Source organism: Vibrio profundum, from assembly GCF_050337555.1.
GTDB classification, from domain to species: Bacteria; Pseudomonadota; Gammaproteobacteria; order Enterobacterales; family Vibrionaceae; genus Vibrio; species Vibrio profundum.
In genome coordinates this window covers 31,894-55,426 of the sequence record NZ_JAKJTA010000018.1, presented here as the reverse complement: position 1 = coordinate 55,426, position 23,533 = coordinate 31,894, and the positions used below count along the sequence as shown (strand labels likewise).

Below are 23,533 nucleotides of genomic sequence, written 5' to 3'. Positions count from 1 at the left end.
TTAAGCAAATTTTAATCACCGCTTGCAACTAACTCTGAGCTATTTATTGCTTATCGTTCTGTTTAACCTTTGTAAATCTTCGGATTGAACACATCTCGGAGCCAGTCGCCAAGCAAGTTAATCACCAAGACTAACGTTATCAACACTATCCCTGGGAAGACGGTTATCCACCAAGAGCCAGAAAAGATATAGTTGAAACCAATACTAATCAAAGCACCCAATGAAGGCTGATCGACTGGCAAACCCAAGCCGAGGAAAGATAATGCCGCTTCCGACATAATCGCGTTGGCCACTTGTACGGTTGAAATCACCAAGATCGGTGACAAACAATTGGGCAATATATGGCGGAACATAATTCTTGGCGCCCGAAAGCCCATCACCCGCGCCGCTTCAACATATTCTTTCTTTTTCTCAGCCAAAACCGAAGCACGGATAGTACGTGCATACTGTGGCCACTCAGCAATACCGATGATCACCACCAACATCAACACCGCGTATTGGCTGTAAAATTCACTGCCAAAACTGGCCTTAAATATCGCCGACACAATAATGGCGACCATCATGGTAGAAAACGACAGTTGTACATCGGCAAAACGCATCAAAAAGCTATCAATTCGGCCACCAAAGTAGCCAGCGGATAATCCGATCACAATCCCTAACACCAATTGCAGTCCAACGGCTAAAAAGCCAATGGCCAACGACAAGCGTGACCCATACAATATCGTCGATAATATGTCTCGCCCTTGGTCATCCGTCCCCAGTACAAAGCGAGCGTCACCGTCAGAAAACCAAGACGGTGGCAATTCTGAATCCATGATATCGATAGAAGAAAGGTCATAAGGATCGCTTGGTGCAACAAGCGGGGCGGCAAGTGCGGCAACTAACACCACCATAAACACGGCAAAGCTGACCATAGCCACTTTGTCTCGTAAGAAATAGTATAAAAAGTCCGATTGTCTAAACCTCTGCCAACGCGACACAGTCGAAGTCGTTTGATTCATCGTATCACGCCCCTTTTCCAGTCAGATTTACGGTTGGATTAATAATGCCGTATAGCAAATCCACCACAGTATTCGTCACCACAAAGATCAAACCGACAAAAATCACATAGGCCGTAATTAGCGGCGTATCCACACGGTTAATGGCCTCTAAAAATAGAAACCCTGTCCCCGGCCACTGAAATACCGTTTCTGTTAAGATGGTGTAAGCCACCATCGTCCCTATCTGAACACCACCCACCGTCAAGACTGGCAACATGGTATTTTTTAGCGCGTGTTGGTAGTAAATCTTGCGCAGCTTAATCCCTTTCGCCTTGGCGAACTTGATGTATTCAGAGCTCAGCACTTCCAACATCTCAGAACGCACCAAACGAATAAAGAGTGGCAACATAATCGATGCTAGTGAGACACAAGGCAGAACCAAGTGGGCTAGACCATCGAGATTAAACAAGCCAGATTGCCAACCAAATGGCGCCGTGGTTTCACCTCGCCCGTAGGATGGCAACCAACCCAATTCAATCGAAAATACATACATCAGCATGATGGCGGTCAAAAACACGGGAATGGAAATCCCGATACTACTGAAGGCCATCACGGCTTTGGAAAACCAGCTTTTGGGGTGAATCGCTGAATACACTCCCAACGGGATAGACAATACAATGATCAGCACCGTCGCACCAAAAACCAGCTCAAGAGTTGCGACTAATTTATCGAGAATGACGTCCACAACAGGACGCTTAAAGAAGTATGACGTACCTAGGTCGCCATGCAGCGCCCCGGCGATAAAGCGTGAGTATTTGGTCATGAAAGGATCATTAAGGCCAAGCTCATCGCGCAGCGCTTGCCGTTCAGCTTCAGACACAGACTGTCCTACTAGCTCGCGAAGCGGGTCTCCCAAATTGTCTTGGATTGAGAACGCCACCAAACTGATCACAAACATCACTATCAGTGCCTGAAATAGGCGGTTGACCAGAAACGAAAACATTTCGTGCCCCTTTGCTTGTCGGAGTGGATTTCGCTGCGCAGGCTAATAAGGAAAAGTGCAACAGCGCCAACGGAATAGGCTCTTATCACACTAGCGATAAGAACAATGACACCGCGCTCAACGCGCGGTGTCATTTAGGCTTACTTCACGACGAGGTCACCGAAATATGGATAGTTCATCGCATTGACGATTGGCTTAATCTCTACATTTGATTTCGCCCCCCACGCCAAGTTTTGCCAATACAAAGGAACAAAGGCGGCTTCTTTATACAAGATACCCTCAACGTCCTGCAGCATCTTGGCTCGCTTGGCCGGATCAGTTTCTACATTTGCCGCTTTGACCAGCTTATCGACTTCAGCATTAGAATAGTGACCACAGTTGTACTGACCTTGGCCCGTTTTATCGTCTCTGGTCATGGTCATGAACTCAGAAAAGTTAGCGGAGTCTTCTGTATCAGAGTGCCAACCGATCAGCAGCATATCGGCAGAGCACTTATCAAACTCCGGCCAATACTGAGCTTTTGGCATCGTTTTAAGATCGACTTTAATACCAATTTTCGACAACATCGCCGCCGAAGCTTGGGCCACTTTTGCGTCGTTTATATATCGATTGTTCGGCGCAATCATGGTGAGGTTGAAGCCATTTTCATAACCCGCCTCTTTCATGAGTTGTTTGGCCTTATTCAAATCGTAACGCGGAGCTAAATCTGGGTTATAACCTGCGTAACCTTTTGGTCCTTGCTGGGAAGCAACCGTGGCAAAGCCCTTCATGATCTTTTTCGCGATACCTTCATTATTGATGGCATACACAATCGCCTGACGAACCCGAGCATCTTTCAGCGCTTTGTTGCGATTTTGGTTCATTTGGAACTCAATGATACGTGTGCCGGGTAAGGTCACGAGATCAATCCCTTTAGCGCTAGTCACTCGGCGGTGATCATTCGGCGGCACCGGCGCTATCATATCAACGTCCCCAGACAAGAGTGCCGCCACCCGTGTGCCATTTTCTTTGATTGGTTTTAAGGTCAAGTGATCAACGTTACCCTTGGAATTGCTATCCCAATAACCTTTGAAACGTTCAAACTCGACTTTAACCCCTTGCTCACGTTCAGTAACAATAAATGGACCGGTTCCAGAAACGTGAGTCGAGGCAAAAGAGTTACCGTGTTTAACAATGGCCGACTTGTCTTTACCGTCAGCGGTTTTTCCTGAATAAAACTTACTGTCCATCGGGAATATATACGTGGCGGTTTGTAGCACTAATGGATAAGAGTTGTTGGAAACCAAATCGACCGTATAGTCGTCCACTTTTACCATCTTACTGTACGGCTCAAAGATCGCCTTAAAGTCTGGCGATGACTTGAGCCGATCAAAAGTCCACACCACATCATCAGCGGTCAGTTCATTCCCCGAATGGAATTTCACCCCTTTACGTAAATAAAAACGATAGGTTTTATCGTCGATACGCTGCCATTTTTCTGCCAACCTAGGTTCAAAATCCAAATCCTGTGTGTAACGAACCAAAGGATCGAAGACCATATGCGACATTTGTAACGTTCCCCCCGACAACTGCTCTTGGGGATCCAATGACACAGGATCTGCGTCATACGCCACTGTAATATCCGCCGCCACTGCACCGAAGCTTAAACCAGCGACCATTAACGCGGTCGCCAATTTGCTTTTCATGGTTTTCATTGCCTAACTCCTTTTGCGGGATCACCATCCCTACTGGTTTATAGACTTGGTTATATTCCAAGTTCATCATTGAATCGCGGTATCGACTTAGTCCACCGCCAGCGGATTTCTGAGGCCTTTAAATTCGGGCATCAAGGAAATCAGATGCTGGCTGTATTCATGCTCTGGCTGTGCAAATAGCTGCTCTGTTGGCGCCACTTCTAATAACGTTCCGCGCTGCATCACTCCGACTCGGTCACACATTTGCCGAATCACAGGAAGATCGTGGCTGATAAATAACATGGTCAAATTCAATTCATCTTGCAGATCCTTCAGCAAGTTGAGAATTTGCGCTTGAACGGACACATCGAGTGCAGAGGTGGGCTCGTCGCAAATAAGTAGCCTAGGCCGTGTTGCCAACGCACGAGCGATGGAGATCCGTTGCCGCTGGCCACCTGAAAATTCATGGGGGTATTTGATACCAGACTGCTTTCCAAGACCCACGTGGTCGAGCAAGTCATCGACAATTTGTCGCGTTTGCGCCTCGCCACTGGTCAATTTATGAAAACGGATCGGCTCTGCAATGATGTCTAATATTTTCATGCGAGGGTTCATCGACGTATAAGGGTTTTGAAAAACCATCTGCATTTGACGGCGTAGTGGACGCCGCTCACTTTCTGACTTCAGGGCGGTTAAATCAATACCTTCAAAACTTACCTTGCCAGAATCCGGCGCATACAATCCCGCTATCACGCGCGCTATCGTAGATTTCCCCGATCCTGACTCCCCGACGAGCCCAAAGGTTTCACCTTCTCGCACTTCAAAGCTCACATCATTCGATGCTTGCACATACTCGCGGCGACTAGGGAGAAAGGAGTCTTTCGTCACAAAGCGCAAATTAACGTTTTCAACACAAAGCAGCGCACCATCGTAATCACGCTGATCCTGACTTTGTCCTAGCCAATGATTCTTTACATCAAGCTGCACCAGCTCATGGGCCTCTTCGATATAGCTCACCAAAGGGAAGCGATCTAGCTTCACATCTGAACGAGGTACCGCAGAGATCAAGCTACGTGTATAAGGATGCTCAGGTTCACCCAGTACTTTTTTTGTCTCACCAAATTCAACCAAATCGCCTCGATACATAACCGCGATTCTATCCGTCACATTCGATACCACTCCCATATCATGAGTGACTAACATACAGCCAACATCGTTTTTAATGCAGAGGTCTCGGATTAAACTCAAAATTTGGTCTTGAATCGAAACGTCTAACGCTGTGGTGGGTTCGTCGGCAATAATTAAGTCCGGCTCACCCGCTAACGCAATAGCGATCACTACCCGCTGGCGCATACCACCCGAAAATTGATGAGGAAATTGTTTGAGTCTATTTTCAGGCTGGGGAATACCAACTTGAGTCATCAAAGAAAGTGCTCGTTGATACGCAACTTGTTCGGAGACCTTCATGTTGGCATGAATGGTTTCAGTCAACTGGCGTTCAACAGTGAATAAAGGGTTCAAGGAAGTCATCGGGTCTTGAAAGATAAAGCCGATCTTAGAGCCGCGCACAAAGCGCATCTGTTCTGGAGTGAGACCGGATATTTTCTTTCCATCGAGAAACACTTCACCGCTTGCCACATGTCCAGGAGGGCTCAGTAAATCGATCACCCCGTTACCAACGGTTGACTTACCCGCTCCAGATTCACCGACAACTCCAACAATCTCACCGCGATCAATACTAAACGACAACGATTTCACCGCGGCGTGAACACCGTGACGCGATGGATATTCAATACGAAGGTTCTTTACCTCTAACAGCGACATTTACTCAACCTCTATAGAACACCTGTGCACTGCTGATTATTTGAACTAATTACCTACATATTCAAAATAAACCAGCACTAAAAGCATTAATATCGTGAATCATGAGTTAGTAAACTTGGCAAAATTTTTACAATAAAGCAACACACATGACACTTTGCCATGCGCTGGATAAAATTAATTAACGTTTAGCTCTGAATAAAAATGAGAATGTGTTGCAATGATAGTCAACGTGTTACTTATTAAATAGTCGTGTGCTGATATCTACGGGAAAAGTGGAGGCAAGAAAGAGAATCCAAAAGATTTGGCGGCGACAAAGAATAGATAGACAGAAATGAAAAAAGCCCTAGTCTAACGACTAGGGCTTCGTATGATGGTCGGTGAAGAGGGATTCGAACCCCCGACCCTCTGGTCCCAAACCAGATGCGCTACCAAGCTGCGCTATTCACCGAGCAAGTATTCTTATACTAAAGAATGGGGTGGCTAACGAGACTCGAACTCGCGACAACCGGAATCACAATCCAGGGCTCTACCAACTGAGCTATAGCCACCAACAATTTGTCGTCGAGACGTCATCTCAACTCATCCAGACCGTGGCGGTCTAAATGCAATAATAATGGTCGGTGAAGAGGGATTCGAACCCCCGACCCTCTGGTCCCAAACCAGATGCGCTACCAAGCTGCGCTATTCACCGAACTAATTTGTAATAAGTAAATGGGGTGGCTAACGAGACTCGAACTCGCGACAACCGGAATCACAATCCAGGGCTCTACCAACTGAGCTATAGCCACCATTACTTATTTTTGCCGACTCCGGATTCTGGCACGCCCGAAAGGATTCGAACCTTCGACCTTTGGCTCCGGAGGCCAACGCTCTATCCAGCTGAGCTACGGGCGCATGCCCTATCGGCGGAGTGGAATAATACGGATATCGCCCAATGGCGTCTAGTACTTTTTCTACTTTTTTGATCGTTTGATGAGTTTTTGGGCAATTTCCTGAAAAACCCCCTCTCGTGAGATGTGATACAGCCCTTGAAGCGGATAAGTTACCTTTTATCAATATGCTTTCTCTGCATATACTTAACCACAATTGATACTAGGGAAAGTACAGTGAGATTCATGGACATACCATCATTATTACCGATTGGCTTTTTATGTGCGGCGATGGCGTTCTCAACCAACGCACTGGCAGCAAAATTGACTGAACAAGAACAACAAGCCTTGGTTGAGCGAATCAAACCCATCGGCAGCGTCTACTTGTCAGGCCAACAGGTCGTAGCTAGCAAACCCTCAGGGCCAAGAGACGGCGCTGCTGTATATGGCACCTATTGTGTGGCTTGCCACGCATCAGGAGTGGGCGGAGCACCCAAAACAGGGAACGAAGCCGACTGGGCGTCTAGGATAGCGCAAGGACATGAAGTGCTGGAGAAACACGCCATTGAGGGCTTCAATATGATGCCGCCCAAAGGCACATGTATGGATTGCTCAGATAAAGAAATAGTGGCAGCGATCAACCACATGATAGAAGGGCTATAAAGATAACGCTGAGACTCTACGTCGCATCACAAGCGTTATCTCTATCCTTGCTTTTTCAGCCTTATTTTTTAAACATTGCCTTAAGATTGGCAATATGGGCTTGCCCTTTCTCCATGCGTTCAACTTGAGAGACAGGCTTCTTTTTCAGCTCCCAGTCAATATCACTTTGTGGCAGTTCATCCAGAAAGCGGCTTTGTTCTGGCTTAAGCAACTCTCCATACTGGCGTCTTTCTTTACACAAGGTGAACGTCAATTCGCGCTGTGCTCGGGTGATTCCGACATACATCAAGCGGCGCTCCTCTTCCACTTGGTCTTCATCAATACTGGTTTGGTGAGGCAATATCCCTTCCTCACTACCAATCAAATAGACATAAGGAAACTCAAGCCCTTTGGAAGCGTGTAGCGTCATTAACTGCACCGCATCCGTGTCATCATTTTCTTCCCCTCGCTCCATCATGTCGCGTAATGTCAGACGCTGCACCACTTCTTTAAGCGATTTCTCTTCTTGGTCGGGATTATCCCCTTCAAGGTCGGCAACAATCCAAGCATACAGATCCGAGACATTTTTCATCCGCATTTCAGCTGCTTTCTGACTTGACGAGGTTTCATACAACCAATCTTCATAATGAATATCTCGCACCAAAGAACGTACTGCTTCAACCGTATTGCCGCGTTCGGCATTGTCACCAATAGCCACTAGCCACTCGGTAAATTTACGTAGATTGGCTAAACCTCGTCCAGATAGATGTTGCTCTAAGCCCAATTCAAAGCTTGCCGCAAAGAGGCTCTTACCACGCATATTGGCGTAGCTGCCCAATTTTTCTAGCGTCGCCGGGCCAATCTCTCGGCGAGGCGTATTCACGATGCGCAAAAACGCGTTGTCGTCGTCTGGGTTCACCAAAGCACGTAAATAGGCCATGATGTCTTTAATTTCGGCACGAGCAAAAAACGAAGTACCTCCGGAAAGCTTATAAGGCACTCGATTCTGCGTCAGAGACTTTTCAATCAGGCGAGATTGGTGATTGCCACGATACAAGATTGCGTAACTGCGATATTCAGTACGATTGAGGAATTTATGTGCAATCAGCTCCCCCGTGACCCGCTCAGCTTCATGATCTTCATTTTTGGCCAGCAGCACTTTCAACTTCTCCCCTTCCGGGATCTCTGAAAACAGCTTCTTTTCGTACACGTGAGGATTATTGGCAATCAAAATATTCGCGGCACGCAAAATGCGACTCGTAGAGCGGTAGTTTTGTTCCAATTTCACAATACGCAAGTTGGGGTAATCCTCCCCAAGCAATACCAAGTTCTGCGGTTTCGCACCTCGCCAAGAATAGATCGACTGGTCATCATCTCCTACAACGGTCAAGCGCCCCCGTTCACCCACTAAGAGTTTCACTAACTCATATTGGCTAGTGTTGGTATCTTGATACTCATCCACCAGCAAATACTGCAATCGTTTCTGCCAATGTTGCCTCACCTCTTGGTTAGTTTTAAGCAACGTCACTGGCAGTGAAATTAAGTCGTCAAAATCTAACGCATTGTAGGCACTCATCTGCTTTTGATACATGGCATAGCAAAGGGCAAACAATTGCTGCTGCTCTCCAGCAGCGCGTGCCAGTGCTTGATCTGGCGTCAAGATATCGTTTTTCCAATTGGATATGTGGCTCACTAACGCTCGAAGTAAGTCTTTATCACCATCCAACTGTTTTTCGGTCAGCTCTTTCAACAATGCCAGCTGATCTTGGTCATCAAACAAAGAAAATCCGGCTTTCAAACCAAGTGAGCGATATTCTCGGCGAATAATATTGAGGCCAAGGGTATGAAACGTCGACACCATGAGGCCTTTGCTTTCGCTTTTACTCAACGTTTGTCCAACACGCTCTTTCATTTCGCGCGCCGCTTTATTGGTAAACGTCACCGCAGCAATATTGCGCGCTTTATAGCCACACTGCTGAACAAGGTAAGCAATTTTATTGGTAATGACGCGCGTTTTACCCGAGCCCGCTCCTGCTAATACCAAGCAGGGCCCAGAGACATATTTGACTGCCGCATCTTGTTGAGCATTCAGCTTCATGTTGGCCTCAATGTGAAGAATTTATCTGGCGTATAATAGTCGCCCGCGCGCCTGATTGCGAATGGATTCCTGCCGGTAATATTGATCCTCTCGCAAGCCGGACTTATTGAGCGAGACTGGTGAGCAACATTGGGTTTATCGATCTCAACCACAATTTTTACGCCCCTTCCCTCACCTTAAAGCGTAGCCACTACACTTTAACTTGGTTAACAGCAAGTTGCTGACAGTTGCCGTATTAACAAAGGTCGTGATTAGAGTGGAGAAAAAAATGGCACGAACACAAGTCTATGCTCTGAGCGCGGGGCTACTCTCTAGTTTGCCCCTTACTATCGCACAAGCCAATGTGAACACGGTTCAGGACATCACCAACAAAACGTTCAATAAGACGAGAGCCAATTGTGGTGATTATGTCGGGCAATACGAAGCCACCGCACAAGATATTCACTTACAGCGCCGCCAAATCGCAACCCTCACGATTACCGCCGATCAGGATAGCTGCACCTTCCAGAGTAATGCCATCCCAAACCATGATTTCAACGACGGCAAACGCGCCTTCCCCAACCAAGTAAAACCACAACAGCAAGAGTATCAGGTAACACGACACCCTCGTATCGCACCCAAAGCCAGCCCCTTATCACTGCGCAGCGATAATGCGGTGATGCTCAACGGAGTGAAAGTCGATGTACTTGCGGCAGGCTGCTTTGGGGTTGCAGACGGAAAGGTTGGGTGTTTTGATATGAGCCAAAAATGGCGCTACGATCCCGCCTTTCGTTACAGTGACTTCCTAACCGACAGCCATCATGCTCACGCTCAACCTGATGGAACCTACCACTATCACGCCAGTCCCAGCGCCCTATTTTCCGACAGCCGATTACGAGTCTCCCCTGTAATCGGCTTCGCCGCGGATGGCTTTCCTATTCTGGGCCCTTACCTCTCAGACAATGGCATCATTCGCCCCGCAAAATCGAGCTATCAACTGAAACCAGGGAATCGGCCCAGCGGTAATAATAGCCCTGGGGGAAAATATGACGGAACCTATCGCGACGACTATGTGTTTGTTGAAGGTTCGGGCGATCTCGACCAGTGCAATGGCATGACCATCCATAAGCAATATGGCTATTATGTTACAAATAGTTTCCCATATATCCTCAATTGCTTTAAAGGCACCCCCGACCCTTCATTCAACAAGGCTGCTCCTGGTCATCACGCTCACCAACCACCGACACATCGTGGTGGAAAACACCGCCGACCTCCCCCTCCACCCTCGTATTAATGGCACCTTAGTCGTAAAAAAGGCCAAAGAAGCTAAAAAATAATAATTTTGCTTAATAAATATTCTTTTCTTCCATAGAAGGAGTATGTTAAGACTATAATGAATGAACGTTCATTCACTGGCTAGGATCTCATGTCTGATTCAGACGTCACCGACAAACGGCAGCAAATTTTGACCGCGGCCGAAAAACTCGTAGCCGAATTTGGTGTCCAAGGGTTTTCCATGCACAAATTAGCCAACTGTGCCGGTGTCGCGACGGGAACCCTCTATCGCTATTTTGACGATAAAAATACCCTACTGGCCGAAGTACGTTTCTCAGTAATGCAACGTATCGCGCTCGCAGCGCAGGCAGGTGTCCACGATGGTATGCCGCTCAAACTTCGCTTTCGCACAATGTGGCTTAATATTTGGCAGTTTGCGAACGCCAATATCGGAACAATAAGCAATCGGCTGCAATATGCGTCGCTTCCTTCCCTACCTTATGCAACCATCAAGGAGCGTGAATGGCAGATATTCACTGAAATGCGTAAACTATTTAATGAAGGAAAAGAACAAGGTTTATTCAAACCATTAGATAACGAAATTCTTGCGGTTCTCAGTTTTGAAGCAAGTGCCGCGTTAGCTCGAAAACACTCTTTAGGCTTTTACGAACTGGACAGCAGCTTGCTTGACGCAGCGTTGGAAGCTTGTTGGGATGCAATAATCACTCACTAATTTTGGAGTTCTGAACAGAATGAAAAAGTGGACTTTGATAATGTTACTTATCGCACTGGTACTATTTGGCAGTGTGATTGGTATCAATATATTTAAAGAAAAGAAAATCGCTGAATTCTTGGCTAATCGACCTGAGCCAGAATTCCCCGTTACCGTAACCACGGTGAAGCCAGTAAACTGGGTTCCTACAATCCAAGCTATTGGTTTTATCGAACCTCACCAAGGTGTCACATTAGCCAGCGAAACCAGCGGCGTCATCAATAAAGTGGCATTCGAGTCAGGCCAATCGGTCAAAGCGGGTCAGTCACTGGTTCAGCTTGATTCTGACGTAGAAATTGCGAATCTAGAAAGCTCTGAAGCCAACTTGCCAGCAGCAGCAGCCAAATATAAGCGCTACAAAGACCTGTATAAAAAAGGTTCAGTCTCGCAAGAAGATTATGATGGTGCCAAAGCAAGCTACTTTTCTTTAGTTGCACAAATAAAGAGCCTGAAAGCGACGATTGAACAGCGCAATATCAAAGCGCCATTTTCCGGTGTGCTTGGTATTCGCAATGTGTACTTAGGCCAATACGTACAGCCGGGAACAGAAATTGTTCAACTTGAAGACACCAGCGTAATGCGTCTGGTATTGACGATTCCACAAACGGACATCGCCAAGGTTAAGAATGGACAAGAAGTCGATATATCTGTCGATGCTTATCCTAGCCAAGTTTTCAAAGGTAAGATCAGAGCGATTGAGCCTGCTGTTGATGCGCAAAGTGGTCTGATTCAGATACAAGCTGATATTCCAAACAGCGATGGCAAGTTGCTGGCTGGGATGTTTGCCCGTGCCAATATCCTACTTCCGTCCGTCCCGAATCAAGTTACCCTGCCGCAAACCGCCATTACCTACGCGCTATATGGAGACAATGTTTATGTCGTTAGCGATGACAATGGTGTCAAACGCGCCAAGCAAGCGGTTGTCAATGTAGGTGAGCGCATCGGTAGCGTCGCTCATATATTGAGTGGCATAAAAGCGGGTGACGTTATCGTCACATCTGGTCAGGTGCATTTGTCTAACGGCTCCAAAGTGCGAGTGGTTAAAGACTCTGCGCTGCAACTACCTGCCAAAGCACCAATGTTATAACTGGAGGAATCATGCGCTTTACTGATGTTTTCATAAAACGTCCAGTTTTAGCGGTATCGATCAGCTTTTTAATTGCGCTGCTTGGTTTACAAGCAGCCTTTAAAATGCAGGTTCGACAATACCCTGAAATGACCAACACCATCGTCACTGTAACGACTAATTACTATGGCGCGAGTGCGAATGCCATCCAAGGCTTCATCACTCAACCCTTAGAGCAAGCCATTGCTCAGGCCGACAATATCGATTACATGACGTCGTCGTCCAAGCTCGGTGTTTCAACGATCACCGTCAACATGAAGTTGAATACCGACCCCAACGCCGCACTGGCCGATATTTTGGCCAAGACGATGTCCGTGAAGTCTCAGTTACCTAGTGATGCTGAAGACCCAACGGTGAGCTTGTCTACAGCGGCAGGGACAGCGGTGCTCTATATTGGCTTTACGAGTGATTCATTAGACTCTAACCAATTAACCGACTACTTAGATCGCGTTGTTAACCCTCAATTTGTGACTGTTGAAGGCGTTTCAAAAGTCGATCTTTACGGCGGTAGCAGCTACGCGTTACGTGTATGGCTTGATCCTGCAAAAATGGCGGCGCTTAAACTGTCGGCAAGTGAAGTCACCAACGTATTGAAGCAAAACAACTATCAGTCAGCGACAGGACAGGCCGACGGTTACTTCATTCAATACAATGGCGATGCGAACACCCAAAATACGACACCAGAGCAGCTCAAGCAGCTCGTCGTTAAAGAGCAAAACGGCAACATTATCCGACTTGGAGATATTGCCAAAGTTACGCTCGCAACCAGCCACGATACAATTCGCGGTAGCGCAAACGGTAAGAAAGCGGTTGTGGCCGCGATCAACGCAACACCGACCGCTAACCCGATTAATATCGCCAAAAACATCCGCAAGATGTTGCCTCAAATACAGAAAAACCTGCCAAGCAACATCAAAATGCGGGTCATGTACGATTCTACCATCGCGATTAGTGACTCCATTACGGAAGTCATTAAAACGTTGGCAGAAGCGGTACTGATCGTATTGGTGGTAATTACTCTATTCTTGGGCTCACTGCGGGCTGTGATTATTCCAATCGTCACCATTCCGCTGTCCTTAATTGGTGTAGCGATGGTGATGCAATCGTTCGGGTTCTCTTGGAACTTGATGACACTCCTCGCCATGGTACTCGCCATCGGTCTGGTGGTGGATGATGCGATTGTTGTATTGGAAAACGTTGACCGGCATATCAAGCTGGGAGAGTCGCCGTTCCGAGCAGCCATTATTGGTACGAGAGAAATTGCCATTCCAGTTATCGCAATGACGCTCACGCTCGCGGCGGTATACTCTCCGATTGCTCTAATGGGAGGCTTAACAGGCACGCTGTTCAAAGAGTTTGCTTTGACGCTCGCAGGCGCGGTATTTATCTCTGGTATCTTAGCTCTGACGCTTTCTCCAATGATGTGCGCCAAGATGTTTAAGTCAAACCAGAAGCCAAGCAAATTCGAGAGCAAGGTTCATAGCACCTTAGATCGAATGACGGCTCGTTATGAGAAAATGCTTACTGCAGTGATGACGCGTCGCCCAGTAATCATTGGGTTTGCGGTTATCGTATTCGCCGTTCTTCCGCTGCTGTTCAAATTCATCCCAAGTGCTTTGGCTCCTTCGGAAGACAACGGTGTTGTGATGATGATGGGTACTGGTGAGGAAAGCGCGAACCTAGATTACCTGAGCAATACCATGCAAGACGTGAACACGATTCTGTCTAAGCAGCCTGAAGTTCAGTTTTCGATGGCGTTCACTGGTGTTCCAGATTCAAACCAAGCATTAGGGATTGCGACACTGAAACCGTGGGGTGAACGTAAAGCAAGCCAAGAAGAAGTGACTAAACGCGTTGGCGCACTAGTCAAAGATATTCCTGGCATGAGTATTGTTGCGTTCAACTTACCAGAACTGCCTGGAGCAGGTTCAGGTCTACCGATTCAGTTAGTTCTCACAACGCCAAATTCATTTGAAAACTTGTTTACCGTGGCGACGGAAGTGCAAAACAAAATGAAGTCTAACCCGATGTTTGTCTTCACTCAGCTGAATCTCAACTTCAACTCAGCAACGATGAAGATCAAGATCGACAAAGACAAAGCGGGTGCATACGGTATTACCATGCAAGATATTGGTACTACGCTTTCGACTATGATGTCAGATGGCAGCCTGAACCGCGTTAACATTGATGGCCGATCTTACGAGGTTATTCCTCAGGTGGAACGTAAGTGGAGACTAAATCCAGAGTCTCTCAATAATTATTACGTAACCGCCGCGAACGGTAAATCAGTGCCTCTCAGCAGCCTAGTGACCATTAAGGTAACCGGTGAACCAAGAGCGCTATCCCACTTCGACCAGCTAAATTCAGCAACCATCAGTGCCGTTCAAGCTCCAGGTACGTCTATTGGTACCGCTGTGGATTGGCTTGAAAACACAGTGCAAGCCACACTACCGTCTGGCTATACTCACAGCTATATGGGTGAGTCTCGTCAGTATGTGGAAGAAGGAAATGCGCTCTATCTAACGTTTGGTCTTGCGGTTGCAATCGTATTCTTGGTACTAGCGATACAGTTCGAGTCTCTTAAGGATCCAATTGTTATCTTGGTTTCAGTACCACTTGCAATATGTGGCGCACTGATTGCTCTTGCATGGGGGGCGTTCTTCGGAGTGACAACGATGAACATCTACTCCCAAGTCGGCCTCATCACCCTAGTCGGATTGATATCGAAGCACGGTATATTGATCTGTGAAGTGGCTAAAGAAGAGCAGCTCCATAATAATCGTTCACGAATGGAAGCGGTCATTATAGCGGCGAAAACACGTTTACGCCCTATCTTGATGACAACAGCGGCGATGATTGCTGGCCTAATCCCATTGCTTTACGCGACGGGCGCAGGTGCGCACTCACGCTTTAACATTGGTCTCGTGATTGTGGCTGGCCTTGCGATAGGTACTATCTTTACCCTATTCGTTCTGCCGGTGATTTATACATTCCTAGCGGAGAAACACAAACCACTGCCTATCTTTGTCGAAGATAAAGACTTAGAAAAGCTGGCTCGTGTGGATGAGGCGAAAGCAGCACACCGCAAGATCAATCTTGATAAAGACAATGCCTCATCGTAACTGACTTGGTGTATCAACGATACTTGTTAATTAACGATACTTGTTACTAAACGATAATTGTTAATCGTCATCAATAAAGGTCACTTCGGTGGCCTTTTTTTTCGTCTTCAATGGCGACATTTCCAACATGATTCAATAAAATGAATAAAACGAGATAGGAACGGTTATTACTATGTTTGATCCAAAAAAATTAGAACAAGTTGCAAAACAAATTCACGATTCCATGCCGCAACCAGTGAAAGATCTGGGCACCGACGTAGAACAAAAAGTGCGTCAGGTCATTCAAGGTCAATTGAACAAACTTGATGTGGTAAGCCGCGAGGAGTTTGACGTACAAACGCAAGTATTGATGCGTACCCGTCAAAAGCTAACTGAAATGGAAAATAAACTGATCGAGTTAGAAGCCAAACTTAATCAAGAATGATTCACAGTTAGGGCATTTATCTAAGCCATGAACATTCTAAACTTGGTGTGTGTTAGTGCTCACTATGCCATTGAGCTAATAGCTAAAACAAATAGCACTAAGATTTGAGAGAAGACATAAAAAAAGCTTGGTTAACGGCAACCAAGCTTTTTTACAATGTTGTGTTGTATTTATTTTATTTTTAACCAACTAAGAAAAACGCTAAATATAACTTAGTCTTCTTAAATACTGCCTCTAAACTAATCATTTTCCGATTATCTGGCAAGGACGTAGTTCAAACTTTATTGATCTCCCTATCAACAAAACATACACCACAAGATGCTTAACCAGCAACTGCGATACGTTTCATGTCGGTCATATAGCCGCGCAGCTCCTCACCAATAAACTCAACTGGGTGATGGCGAATCGCGTCGTTTACCTCAATCAAGCGCGCATTATCAACTTGATTTGAAACTTCACCAAACCCACGACCAATCACATCTGTTGCGACCGTTGGCATAAACTGATCGCGTAGCATCGGCACTGCCACGTTAGCAAATAGGTAAGTACCATATTCTGCGGTATCGGAAATAACCACGTTCATTTCGTACAAACGCTTACGTGCCACCAAATTAGCAATCAATGGCAATTCATGTAATGACTCGTAGTACGCCGACTCATCGATGATGCCCGATGATGTCATGGCCTCAAATGCCAACTCTACCCCAGCTCTTACCATCGCAATCATCAAGATGCCGTGGTCGAAATATTCCTGCTCAGCAATGTCTTGATTCGACTCAGGGTAATTTTCAAATGCCGTTTCGCCGGTTTCTTTGCGCCAGCGCAGCAAATCAGCGTCATCGTTCGACCAATCAGCCATCATGCCTTTAGAAAACTGACCAGTAATGATGTCATCCATGTGCTTGTTGTACAGCGGGCGCATCAAATCTTTAAGCTGCTCAGAGAGATCAAACGCTTTGATTTTTGCCGGGTTAGAAAGTCTATCCATCATATGAGTGATGCCGCCAAATTTCAGAGCTTCGGTAACGACTTCCCAACCATTTTGCAGTAACTTGCCGGCATAGCTTGGCTCAATACCATCTGCGATCATTTTTTCGTAGCATACAATCGAACCCGCTTGCAGCATGCCGCATAAAATCGTTTGTTCACCTAGCAAGTCTGACTTCACTTCCGCAACAAAAGACGACTCAAGACAGCCCGCTCTGTGGCCACCGGTTCCCGCAGCCCACGCCTTAGCGATTTCCCAGCCTTCTCCTTGTGGATCATTTTCAGGATGCACGGCAAGTAGAGTCGGTACGCCAAAACCACGCTTATATTCTTCACGAACTTCAGTGCCTGGGCACTTAGGTGCAACCATCACCACCGTTAAGTCTGAGCGGATCTGCATTCCTTCCTCAACCACATTAAAACCGTGTGAGTAGCCCAGCGCTGCGCCTTGCTTCATCAGCGGCATAACAGTCTCAACCACATTACTGTGTTGTTTATCTGGAGTCAGGTTGATGACCAAATCGGCTTGTGGAATCAAGTTCTCATAGCAATCCGCCACAAAACCATTTTCTTTTGCGCTCAGAAACGATTGACGCTTCTCATTAATGGCCGCTTGGCGAAGTGCGTAAGACACATCTAAGCCTGAATCTCGCATGTTTAAACCTTGGTTTAACCCTTGCGCACCACACCCGACAATCACGATTTTTTTACCAACTAAGAACTTTGCCTCGTTTGCAAATTCTTCTTTGTCCATAAAGCGGCAGCGGCCTAGTTGATCCAACTGCTGACGTAAGTTCAGAGTGTTAAAATAGTTAGCCATATTCGTATCCTTGTGATGAGATGGGGATCTTCGCCAAGCGAAGCCAATGGAATTTATCTTAGTGCGATCATAAAATTGCTTAAAGTGATATATTCACAATTACTCGTTGCAATTAATGCAAGATAAAGAGGCACGCAGGTGAACTTAACAACCTTAAAAATGTTTATCCACCTTTGTGATAGCAAAAGCTTCCATAAAACCGCATTAGCGGTCCACATTAGCCCTTCGGCGTTGAGTCGACAAATCCAAAAACTTGAAGCGTCTGTCGGTCAACCATTGCTGCTTCGAGATAATCGTTCAGTCGAACTCACTGAAGCTGGTAGGAAGTTACTGCCCGTCGCATTGCGCATCACCTCAGAGTGGCAGCAGCTGTACCATCAACTCCACGATGGATGCCAAGAGTTAACGGGTGAGCTACGCATGTTTTGCTCGGTAACGGCCAGCTATACCCATTTGCCTGATCTGCTGTCGACTTTCCGTATCCACCACCCACAGATTGAATACAAGCTGTCGACTGGTGATCCCGCGCAAGCGATTGAGAAAGTTCAGAACAAAGAAGTGGATATCGCCTTATCAGCAATGCCTGATGCCCTGCCAACTAAGCTAGAGTTCGCCACAATAGGCGAAATACCGCTCTCCGTTATCGCACCGCGTGGCAGCAGTCCATTTATCGATGAATTACAGAAACCCCAGCCTGATTGGTCGGGTATTCCCTTCATCATACCCGAAGCGGGAACCGCCAGAGAGCGTGCCAACACATGGTTTAGCCAAATGGGTATTAAGCCGACAATTTATGCAAAAGTAGCTGGGCATGAAGCGATCGTCAGCATGGTTGCATTAGGGTGTGGGGTGGGGATTGTTCCTGATGTCGTCATCAACAGCAGCCCGGTCAAACAGCGAATACAAAAACTTAACGTCGCCCCGATCAAACCGTTTAAGATAGGGCTATGCTGTTTGCGATCTCAGCTTAACCATCCGCTTGTGAAAGCTTTGTGGAGCGTGGCCACAAAAGACATGCTCCGAAATTAAGCCTATGGGGTTAAATAACTTTAGAAAACTGATTTTGACACTGGCGATCGCGCAAGTATTTGTCAAAACACATGCAGATATTACGAATAAGTAAACGGCCTCTCGCTGTCACCTGAATACACTTAGAATCAAGCGTCACCAAGCCATCACGAACAAATTGCTGTAGCTGCGCCAAGTCCTCTTGGAAATAATCGTCAAAATCTATGTGATAGGTAGATTGAAGCTGCTGCTTATCCAGCTGGAAATTGCAAATCAGCCTTTTGATAACGTCACGACGAATAATATCGTCGTTATCAAGTACAACGCCTTTCCACAAAGCGTGTCGATCTTGATCAAGCTGGTTGTGATACGCCTTCAAATCTTTTTGATTTTGCGCATACACATCTCCAATCATAGAAATAGCGGATACTCCGAAGCCCACTAAATCGCACTCGCCTTGAGTCGTATAACCTTGGAAGTTTCGATGTAGTCTACCCTCGCGCTGCGCTACCGCTAATTCATCGTCCGGACGAGCAAAGTGATCCATCCCAATACATTGGTATCCTGCGGCGGTTAATTTTCCGACGGTATCCTGTAAGATCGCCAATTTTTCTTCAGCCTGTGGTAAATCTGCTTGTTTGATCTTACGCTGAGCCGCGAACATAGTAGGCATATGGGCGTAGTTGAAAATCGATAAGCGACCAGGCTGCAGCGCTAAGACTTGATCTAGCGTCGCCGAGAACGACTGCTGAGTTTGCTTGGGCAAGCCATAAATCAAATCTAAGTTGGTCGAGCGAAAACCTAACTGTTTCGCGCGCCGCACCATATCAATAATCAGTTGCTCATCTTGTTCACGATTGACCAGCTTTTGAACTTGCTTATTAAAGTCTTGCACACCAATACTAAGGCGGTTAAACCCTTCTTGAGACAAGTGATCGAGAAAGTCTAACCGCAGCTCTCTTGGGTCAACTTCGATACTTATCTCGGCCTCAGTATCAAACTGAAACTCGCTTTTTAACACAGCCATCAAGCGGCTAATTTGCTCAGGTGTTAAATAGCTAGGTGTTCCGCCACCAAAATGTAATTGAGTGACGCGACGACCTTGCAGCAAAAAAGCACGCTGGCGAATTTCATGTTCAAGTACATCCAAATATTCATCGACTTTGTGCTGCTGACGAGTGATGAATTTGTTGCAACCGCAGTAATAGCAAAGCGTATGGCAAAACGGAATGTGGACATATAAAGATAGTGGGCGTTCAGGGTACTGAGTGCAGGCCATGTCTAAATCGGAAATGGTGAAAGCTTCGTGGAACTCCAGTGCGGTAGGATACGATGTGTAGCGAGGCCCTGAGTAGTTATATTTTTCAATAATACTCTGATCCCACACAATCTGCTGCTGATTTGATTCCACTTGCTGCGACATAAAAGCTTTCCAAAATTAGATAAACACACCGACATAATTGCCACGCTATCTTAGCAAAAAAAACTATACGCTCAATGCGGTGCAGTTGGCATTTTATCAAACGGCTAGCACCGCTAACCGTTTTTATCGGCTCGATCAGACAGTGAGCAAGTCTACTCACTCGCCCATATCAAGATTCGGCTACAGGACTTGCACTGGTATTTGATCGTTCAAAGGCAGCACGCGCTTTTGCAACGCCTTAAGCTCTGCAACGATCGAATCTTGCAATCTCGCTTCGGCTTGGTGACGAGCGAGATTCTGCTTCATTCGCTCTTTCTTCACCAATGCTTGGCGAGCATCGCTGCGCGCCATATCCTTCACAATATGATACAGCTCTGCCGTGGCTGGAAACTCAACGTCAAAGTCGACTCTTTCATCACCTTGCACGTAATCCATAATGTTATAGATACGAATACTAATTTCAGATAAGTCACATTGCCCCTGAATGCCGACCAAGCACAGGGTGTTGACGTTCTCATAGATATTCGCATTGCGTTTCTTAACCGCGAGCGTTTGATGCTGCGCCTGTTGTTGAGTCTGTTTGCGCAATAACAACAGCAAACGACCAGCGTATGCCGCCAATAATACTATGATAATGCCGCCAAGGATGGCAAGCCACGTCATGCCCATCTTGATGCCTACCCTTTTAAGTCGTCCAAATTGACGTTCTCAAATTGAGCCAACAAATCGTCTTCACTGCGTGGCGCTTGCTTCACCGATTTCTTCTTCGGTTGCTCAACGTCTTTTACTTCTTCCAGCTCAGACTCTTCTGGTTCTTGGTCAAAGTAGCCGAGCTGCTTCATCAGCACTTCAATTCGATCCAGTTTTTCATCGACAAAGCTTTGCAGGCCAGCACCCAGTTTTTCACCTTGCTCGATGCGATCAAGCAAGACATTCAATTGCGCGTCATTTTCTAGCAGCTCTAGCTCGCGCTTCGCCGATAACTTGCGCTCTTTTTTGCTTGGCTTACTTTTATTTACCACCAGCTGAATTTTCTTTTTACTGCCGATGCGTGGGTCTTTGGCCATTTTTGCCGAACCACTATGGCTTCCAGCCGACTCCGCATTGCGGTTTCCGGTTTTTAAGCCTTTACGATTTTTCACTTTTTTACGTAAACGGCCTTCAACGTCCGATTCTGTACGGTTACGTGTCACGACGACTTCAACTTCGCCCATCGCACCCGGTTTTCTTGATTTTTTATTACGACTCATCTGGCTTCCTCAGCAAAATAACATCATTACCTATAAATTCTAGATGGAGACAATCCCGTTTCGCCAAATATTCAAACGTGCGGCGACTAAAAAAAATCACATGCGTAAGATCATTTTTATAGTGCCAGCGCGCAAACGCTTCCACATCGAGCACCATTTTTGTCATCACCGCTAACCACGCACCTGGGCGTAGCATAGTTAACCACTGCTGCCACACCCGGTCTGGTTGGTGCAGATGCTCAATGACCTCGGTGGCAGTTACAAAATCGTACTGCGATTCGAGCACCTGTTTATCAGGCTGATAAAAGACATCATATAAAGCGACCTGATGTCCTTGCTCTTGCATCATCAATGACAAAGTAGGGCCGGGGCCACAGCCAAAATCCAGCCCAGTAGAACTAGGCGCGATTCGCTCTAACAGCGGCGTTGCGACTCGCGACAAAAAACGACGGTAGCCCTGATCTTCAGGGTTGTTTTCGTGCAAGTCATAGTGCGCTTTTTCGTCCTTCGCATTTAGTAAATGCTCATGCGTAACAAACACCAACTCACATTCTTGGCATTGAAAGTAGCTGCGGCGTTTATCGCTATAATAATGGTGGGCATCTTTTACCAGACACAAAGGACACTGATTCATATATTCTTCCTTTAATGAAGAGGCGAAACATATCAGAAATGCGGCTGGCTGTGGAGTATTTTGAGGTATTTTTCATCAATTTTAGGGCGAATGAGAAGGCTTTCGGCTTTAGATACCGAACACAGTCCTTACTCACCCAAATAAGTTACCGAGCATTACAGCGCTAGTGAAGACCACCAACATATTGAGATAAGACGGAAATATCTTCATCGGACAACTTTTGTGCAATATCACGCATCATGCTATTCATGTCGTTAGCGCGAGAGCCGTTGCGATAACTTTCTAGCTGAAGCTTGATGTACTCGGCATGCTGCCCAGCAATTCTGGGAAATCCGGCTAGCTCACCCCCATTTCCTCTTGGTCCATGGCAAGCAATGCAAGCAGTTAAGCCCTTTTCAGCATCTCCGCCAGCATAAAGCGCGCGTCCTTTGTCCACGACATCCTCCGGCGTACTGCCTTCTGCAGCTGGCAACGAACTATAATAGGCTGCAAGATCCGCCATATCTTGTTCTGACAACGGGAGCGCCATACCTCCCATCACCGGATTATATCGACCTTGCTTCCCGCCGGTCTGCATACCGAGTTTAAGATCCAGCAATTGTTTATTGAGATAACTGGCATGTTGGCCCGCTAAATTGGGGTACATGGTCAATTGGCTGTTGCCATCGGCACCATGACAAGCCGTACAAGTTTGGGATTTTTCTTTCCCAGCTTCGATGTTACCTTGTGCCCACACCGAGCTACTAACGATAAGACTGATGACTAGCGTGAATTTATTCATGACATTCCATTATATTTATCTGGCTTCCATTTCCACTCTACGAGTCCACTCATGCTACAATAGGCGATCATTGGCTGAGCATGGTTAGTTTAGTCGAGTCCACAATAAAGTGATCAATCCAACATACAAAGTCGAGATGGAGTTAACAGTGAGCGTTAAAATTAACTACCAAAACACGCATTTTATCACCAGTGCCCCAGATATCCGTCATTTACCCGAAGATGAAGGCATAGAAATTGCGTTTGCAGGACGCTCCAACGCAGGAAAATCAAGCTCGTTAAATCGACTGACCAACCAAAAAGGACTAGCCAAAACCAGTAAAACACCTGGGCGAACTCAGCTGATCAACCTTTTCAAAGTGCAAGACGGCTGCCATATTGTCGACTTGCCAGGTTACGGCTTTGCCCAAGTACCACTGGAAATGAAGAAGAAGTGGCAGAAATCACTTGGCGAATATTTGCAGAAACGTACCTGCTTGAAAGGTGTCGTTGTGCTGATGGATATTCGACACCCAATGAAAGATTTGGACCAACAGCTGATCTATTGGGCCATCGATAGTGGAATTCCTGTGCAGGTGCTACTGACTAAAGCGGATAAATTGAAAAGTGGTGCGAGAAAAGCACAAGTGCTGAAAATCCGTGAGATGGCGTTAGGGTTCGGCGGCACCGTACAAGTCGACCCATTTTCTACGTTAAAAGGTATCGGTGTAGACGTGCTACGTAACAAACTCGATCAATGGTTTGCACCAGCGGTAGAGGCCTTGTTAGAGGAAGAATCTAATCAAGAAGATCTCAGCGATACCGAATAACCACATCTAACTTAAAAGGCTCAGCCTACCATGCT

The 23,533-nt window shown here is 46.4% G+C and carries 19 protein-coding genes and 5 tRNA genes; 8 read left to right on the top strand and 16 right to left on the bottom strand.

Annotation, left to right across the window (positions count from 1 at the left end; genetic code table 11):
- Nucleotides 1-62: 62 nt before the first annotated feature.
- The 9 genes from L4C34_RS16200 to L4C34_RS16160 form a co-directional block, all read right to left on the bottom strand.
- A complete protein-coding gene (locus tag L4C34_RS16200) occupies nt 63-1,001 on the bottom strand; it encodes an ABC transporter permease (protein ID WP_428790383.1) in 939 nt (312 codons plus the stop codon).
- A gap of 4 nt (nt 1,002-1,005) precedes the next feature.
- Nucleotides 1,006-1,983 carry an ABC transporter permease gene (locus L4C34_RS16195; protein WP_428790382.1) on the bottom strand — a complete coding sequence of 326 codons (978 nt, stop codon included), beginning with the start codon at nt 1,981-1,983 and terminating at the stop codon, nt 1,006-1,008.
- A 140-nt stretch (nt 1,984-2,123) separates the two neighbouring features.
- On the bottom strand, nt 2,124-3,677 hold the full coding sequence (locus L4C34_RS16190) for an ABC transporter substrate-binding protein (protein ID WP_428790381.1): 1,554 nt from the start codon (nt 3,675-3,677) through the stop codon (nt 2,124-2,126).
- 87 nt (nt 3,678-3,764) lie between these two features.
- Nucleotides 3,765-5,480 carry a dipeptide ABC transporter ATP-binding protein gene (locus L4C34_RS16185; protein WP_428790380.1) on the bottom strand — a complete coding sequence of 572 codons (1,716 nt, stop codon included), beginning with the start codon at nt 5,478-5,480 and terminating at the stop codon, nt 3,765-3,767.
- A 371-nt stretch (nt 5,481-5,851) separates the two neighbouring features.
- A tRNA-Pro gene (locus L4C34_RS16180) sits at nt 5,852-5,928 on the bottom strand.
- Nucleotides 5,929-5,952: 24 nt separating this feature from the next.
- A tRNA-His gene (locus L4C34_RS16175) sits at nt 5,953-6,028 on the bottom strand.
- Between the two features lie 66 nt (nt 6,029-6,094).
- Nucleotides 6,095-6,171, bottom strand: a tRNA-Pro gene (locus tag L4C34_RS16170).
- A gap of 21 nt (nt 6,172-6,192) precedes the next feature.
- Nucleotides 6,193-6,268 (bottom strand) — tRNA-His (locus tag L4C34_RS16165).
- Between the two features lie 29 nt (nt 6,269-6,297).
- Nucleotides 6,298-6,374 (bottom strand) — tRNA-Arg (locus L4C34_RS16160).
- A gap of 221 nt (nt 6,375-6,595) precedes the next feature.
- Between L4C34_RS16160 and L4C34_RS16155 the strand changes: the two genes are divergently transcribed.
- Nucleotides 6,596-7,012: a c-type cytochrome gene (locus tag L4C34_RS16155; RefSeq protein ID WP_428790379.1), complete on the top strand. Its 417-nt coding sequence runs from the start codon at nt 6,596-6,598 to the stop codon at nt 7,010-7,012.
- A gap of 61 nt (nt 7,013-7,073) precedes the next feature.
- Here the strand turns inward: L4C34_RS16155 and rep are convergent, their stop codons facing one another.
- Nucleotides 7,074-9,089 carry a DNA helicase Rep gene (gene rep, locus L4C34_RS16150; protein WP_428790378.1) on the bottom strand — a complete coding sequence of 672 codons (2,016 nt, stop codon included), beginning with the start codon at nt 9,087-9,089 and terminating at the stop codon, nt 7,074-7,076.
- Between the two features lie 268 nt (nt 9,090-9,357).
- Here rep and L4C34_RS16145 point away from each other — a divergent pair, with 268 nt between their 5' ends.
- The 5 genes from L4C34_RS16145 to ubiK all read left to right on the top strand — a co-directional run bounded on the left by L4C34_RS16145 (nt 9,358) and on the right by ubiK (nt 15,787).
- Nucleotides 9,358-10,362 carry a YHYH protein gene (locus tag L4C34_RS16145; protein WP_428790377.1) on the top strand — a complete coding sequence of 335 codons (1,005 nt, stop codon included), beginning with the start codon at nt 9,358-9,360 and terminating at the stop codon, nt 10,360-10,362.
- A gap of 132 nt (nt 10,363-10,494) precedes the next feature.
- Nucleotides 10,495-11,076: a TetR/AcrR family transcriptional regulator gene (locus tag L4C34_RS16140; protein WP_428790376.1), complete on the top strand. Its 582-nt coding sequence runs from the start codon at nt 10,495-10,497 to the stop codon at nt 11,074-11,076.
- 19 nt (nt 11,077-11,095) lie between these two features.
- On the top strand, nt 11,096-12,202 hold the full coding sequence (locus L4C34_RS16135; RefSeq protein ID WP_428790375.1) for an efflux RND transporter periplasmic adaptor subunit: 1,107 nt from the start codon (nt 11,096-11,098) through the stop codon (nt 12,200-12,202).
- Between the two features lie 11 nt (nt 12,203-12,213).
- Nucleotides 12,214-15,363 carry a multidrug efflux RND transporter permease subunit gene (locus tag L4C34_RS16130; protein WP_428790374.1) on the top strand — a complete coding sequence of 1,050 codons (3,150 nt, stop codon included), beginning with the start codon at nt 12,214-12,216 and terminating at the stop codon, nt 15,361-15,363.
- A gap of 172 nt (nt 15,364-15,535) precedes the next feature.
- Nucleotides 15,536-15,787, top strand: a complete 252-nt coding sequence (ubiK, locus tag L4C34_RS16125; protein WP_428790373.1) for a ubiquinone biosynthesis accessory factor UbiK — start codon at nt 15,536-15,538, stop codon at nt 15,785-15,787.
- Nucleotides 15,788-16,109: 322 nt separating this feature from the next.
- On the opposite strand, the gene ilvC is transcribed toward ubiK, so the two are convergent.
- Nucleotides 16,110-17,594, bottom strand: coding sequence for a ketol-acid reductoisomerase (gene ilvC / locus L4C34_RS16120; RefSeq protein ID WP_428790372.1), 1,485 nt, complete (start codon nt 17,592-17,594; stop codon nt 16,110-16,112).
- A gap of 138 nt (nt 17,595-17,732) precedes the next feature.
- Here ilvC and ilvY point away from each other — a divergent pair, with 138 nt between their 5' ends.
- The gene (ilvY, locus tag L4C34_RS16115; protein ID WP_428790371.1) at nt 17,733-18,623 is read left to right on the top strand and encodes an HTH-type transcriptional activator IlvY; all 891 of its coding nucleotides are present in this window, start codon (nt 17,733-17,735) and stop codon (nt 18,621-18,623) included.
- Nucleotides 18,624-18,633: 10 nt separating this feature from the next.
- Here the strand turns inward: ilvY and hemN are convergent, their stop codons facing one another.
- From hemN to L4C34_RS16090, 5 genes are all read right to left on the bottom strand, one after another.
- Nucleotides 18,634-20,025, bottom strand: a complete 1,392-nt coding sequence (gene hemN, locus L4C34_RS16110; RefSeq protein ID WP_428790370.1) for an oxygen-independent coproporphyrinogen III oxidase — start codon at nt 20,023-20,025, stop codon at nt 18,634-18,636.
- Nucleotides 20,026-20,205: 180 nt separating this feature from the next.
- Nucleotides 20,206-20,694, bottom strand: a complete 489-nt coding sequence (locus tag L4C34_RS16105; RefSeq protein ID WP_428790369.1) for a DUF2489 domain-containing protein — start codon at nt 20,692-20,694, stop codon at nt 20,206-20,208.
- An 8-nt stretch (nt 20,695-20,702) separates the two neighbouring features.
- A complete protein-coding gene (yihI, locus tag L4C34_RS16100; protein ID WP_428790368.1) occupies nt 20,703-21,275 on the bottom strand; it encodes a Der GTPase-activating protein YihI in 573 nt (190 codons plus the stop codon).
- Nucleotides 21,265-21,909, bottom strand: a complete 645-nt coding sequence (locus L4C34_RS16095) for a class I SAM-dependent methyltransferase (protein ID WP_428790367.1) — start codon at nt 21,907-21,909, stop codon at nt 21,265-21,267. Before L4C34_RS16095 ends, yihI begins: the two co-directional genes overlap by 11 nt.
- A 163-nt stretch (nt 21,910-22,072) precedes the next feature.
- A complete protein-coding gene (locus tag L4C34_RS16090) occupies nt 22,073-22,690 on the bottom strand; it encodes a c-type cytochrome (RefSeq protein ID WP_428790366.1) in 618 nt (205 codons plus the stop codon).
- A gap of 148 nt (nt 22,691-22,838) precedes the next feature.
- Between L4C34_RS16090 and yihA the strand changes: the two genes are divergently transcribed.
- Complete coding sequence (gene yihA / locus L4C34_RS16085; RefSeq protein WP_428790365.1) at nt 22,839-23,498, top strand: ribosome biogenesis GTP-binding protein YihA/YsxC; 660 nt, start codon at nt 22,839-22,841, stop codon at nt 23,496-23,498.
- The last annotated feature ends 35 nt before the right edge of the window (nt 23,499-23,533 follow it).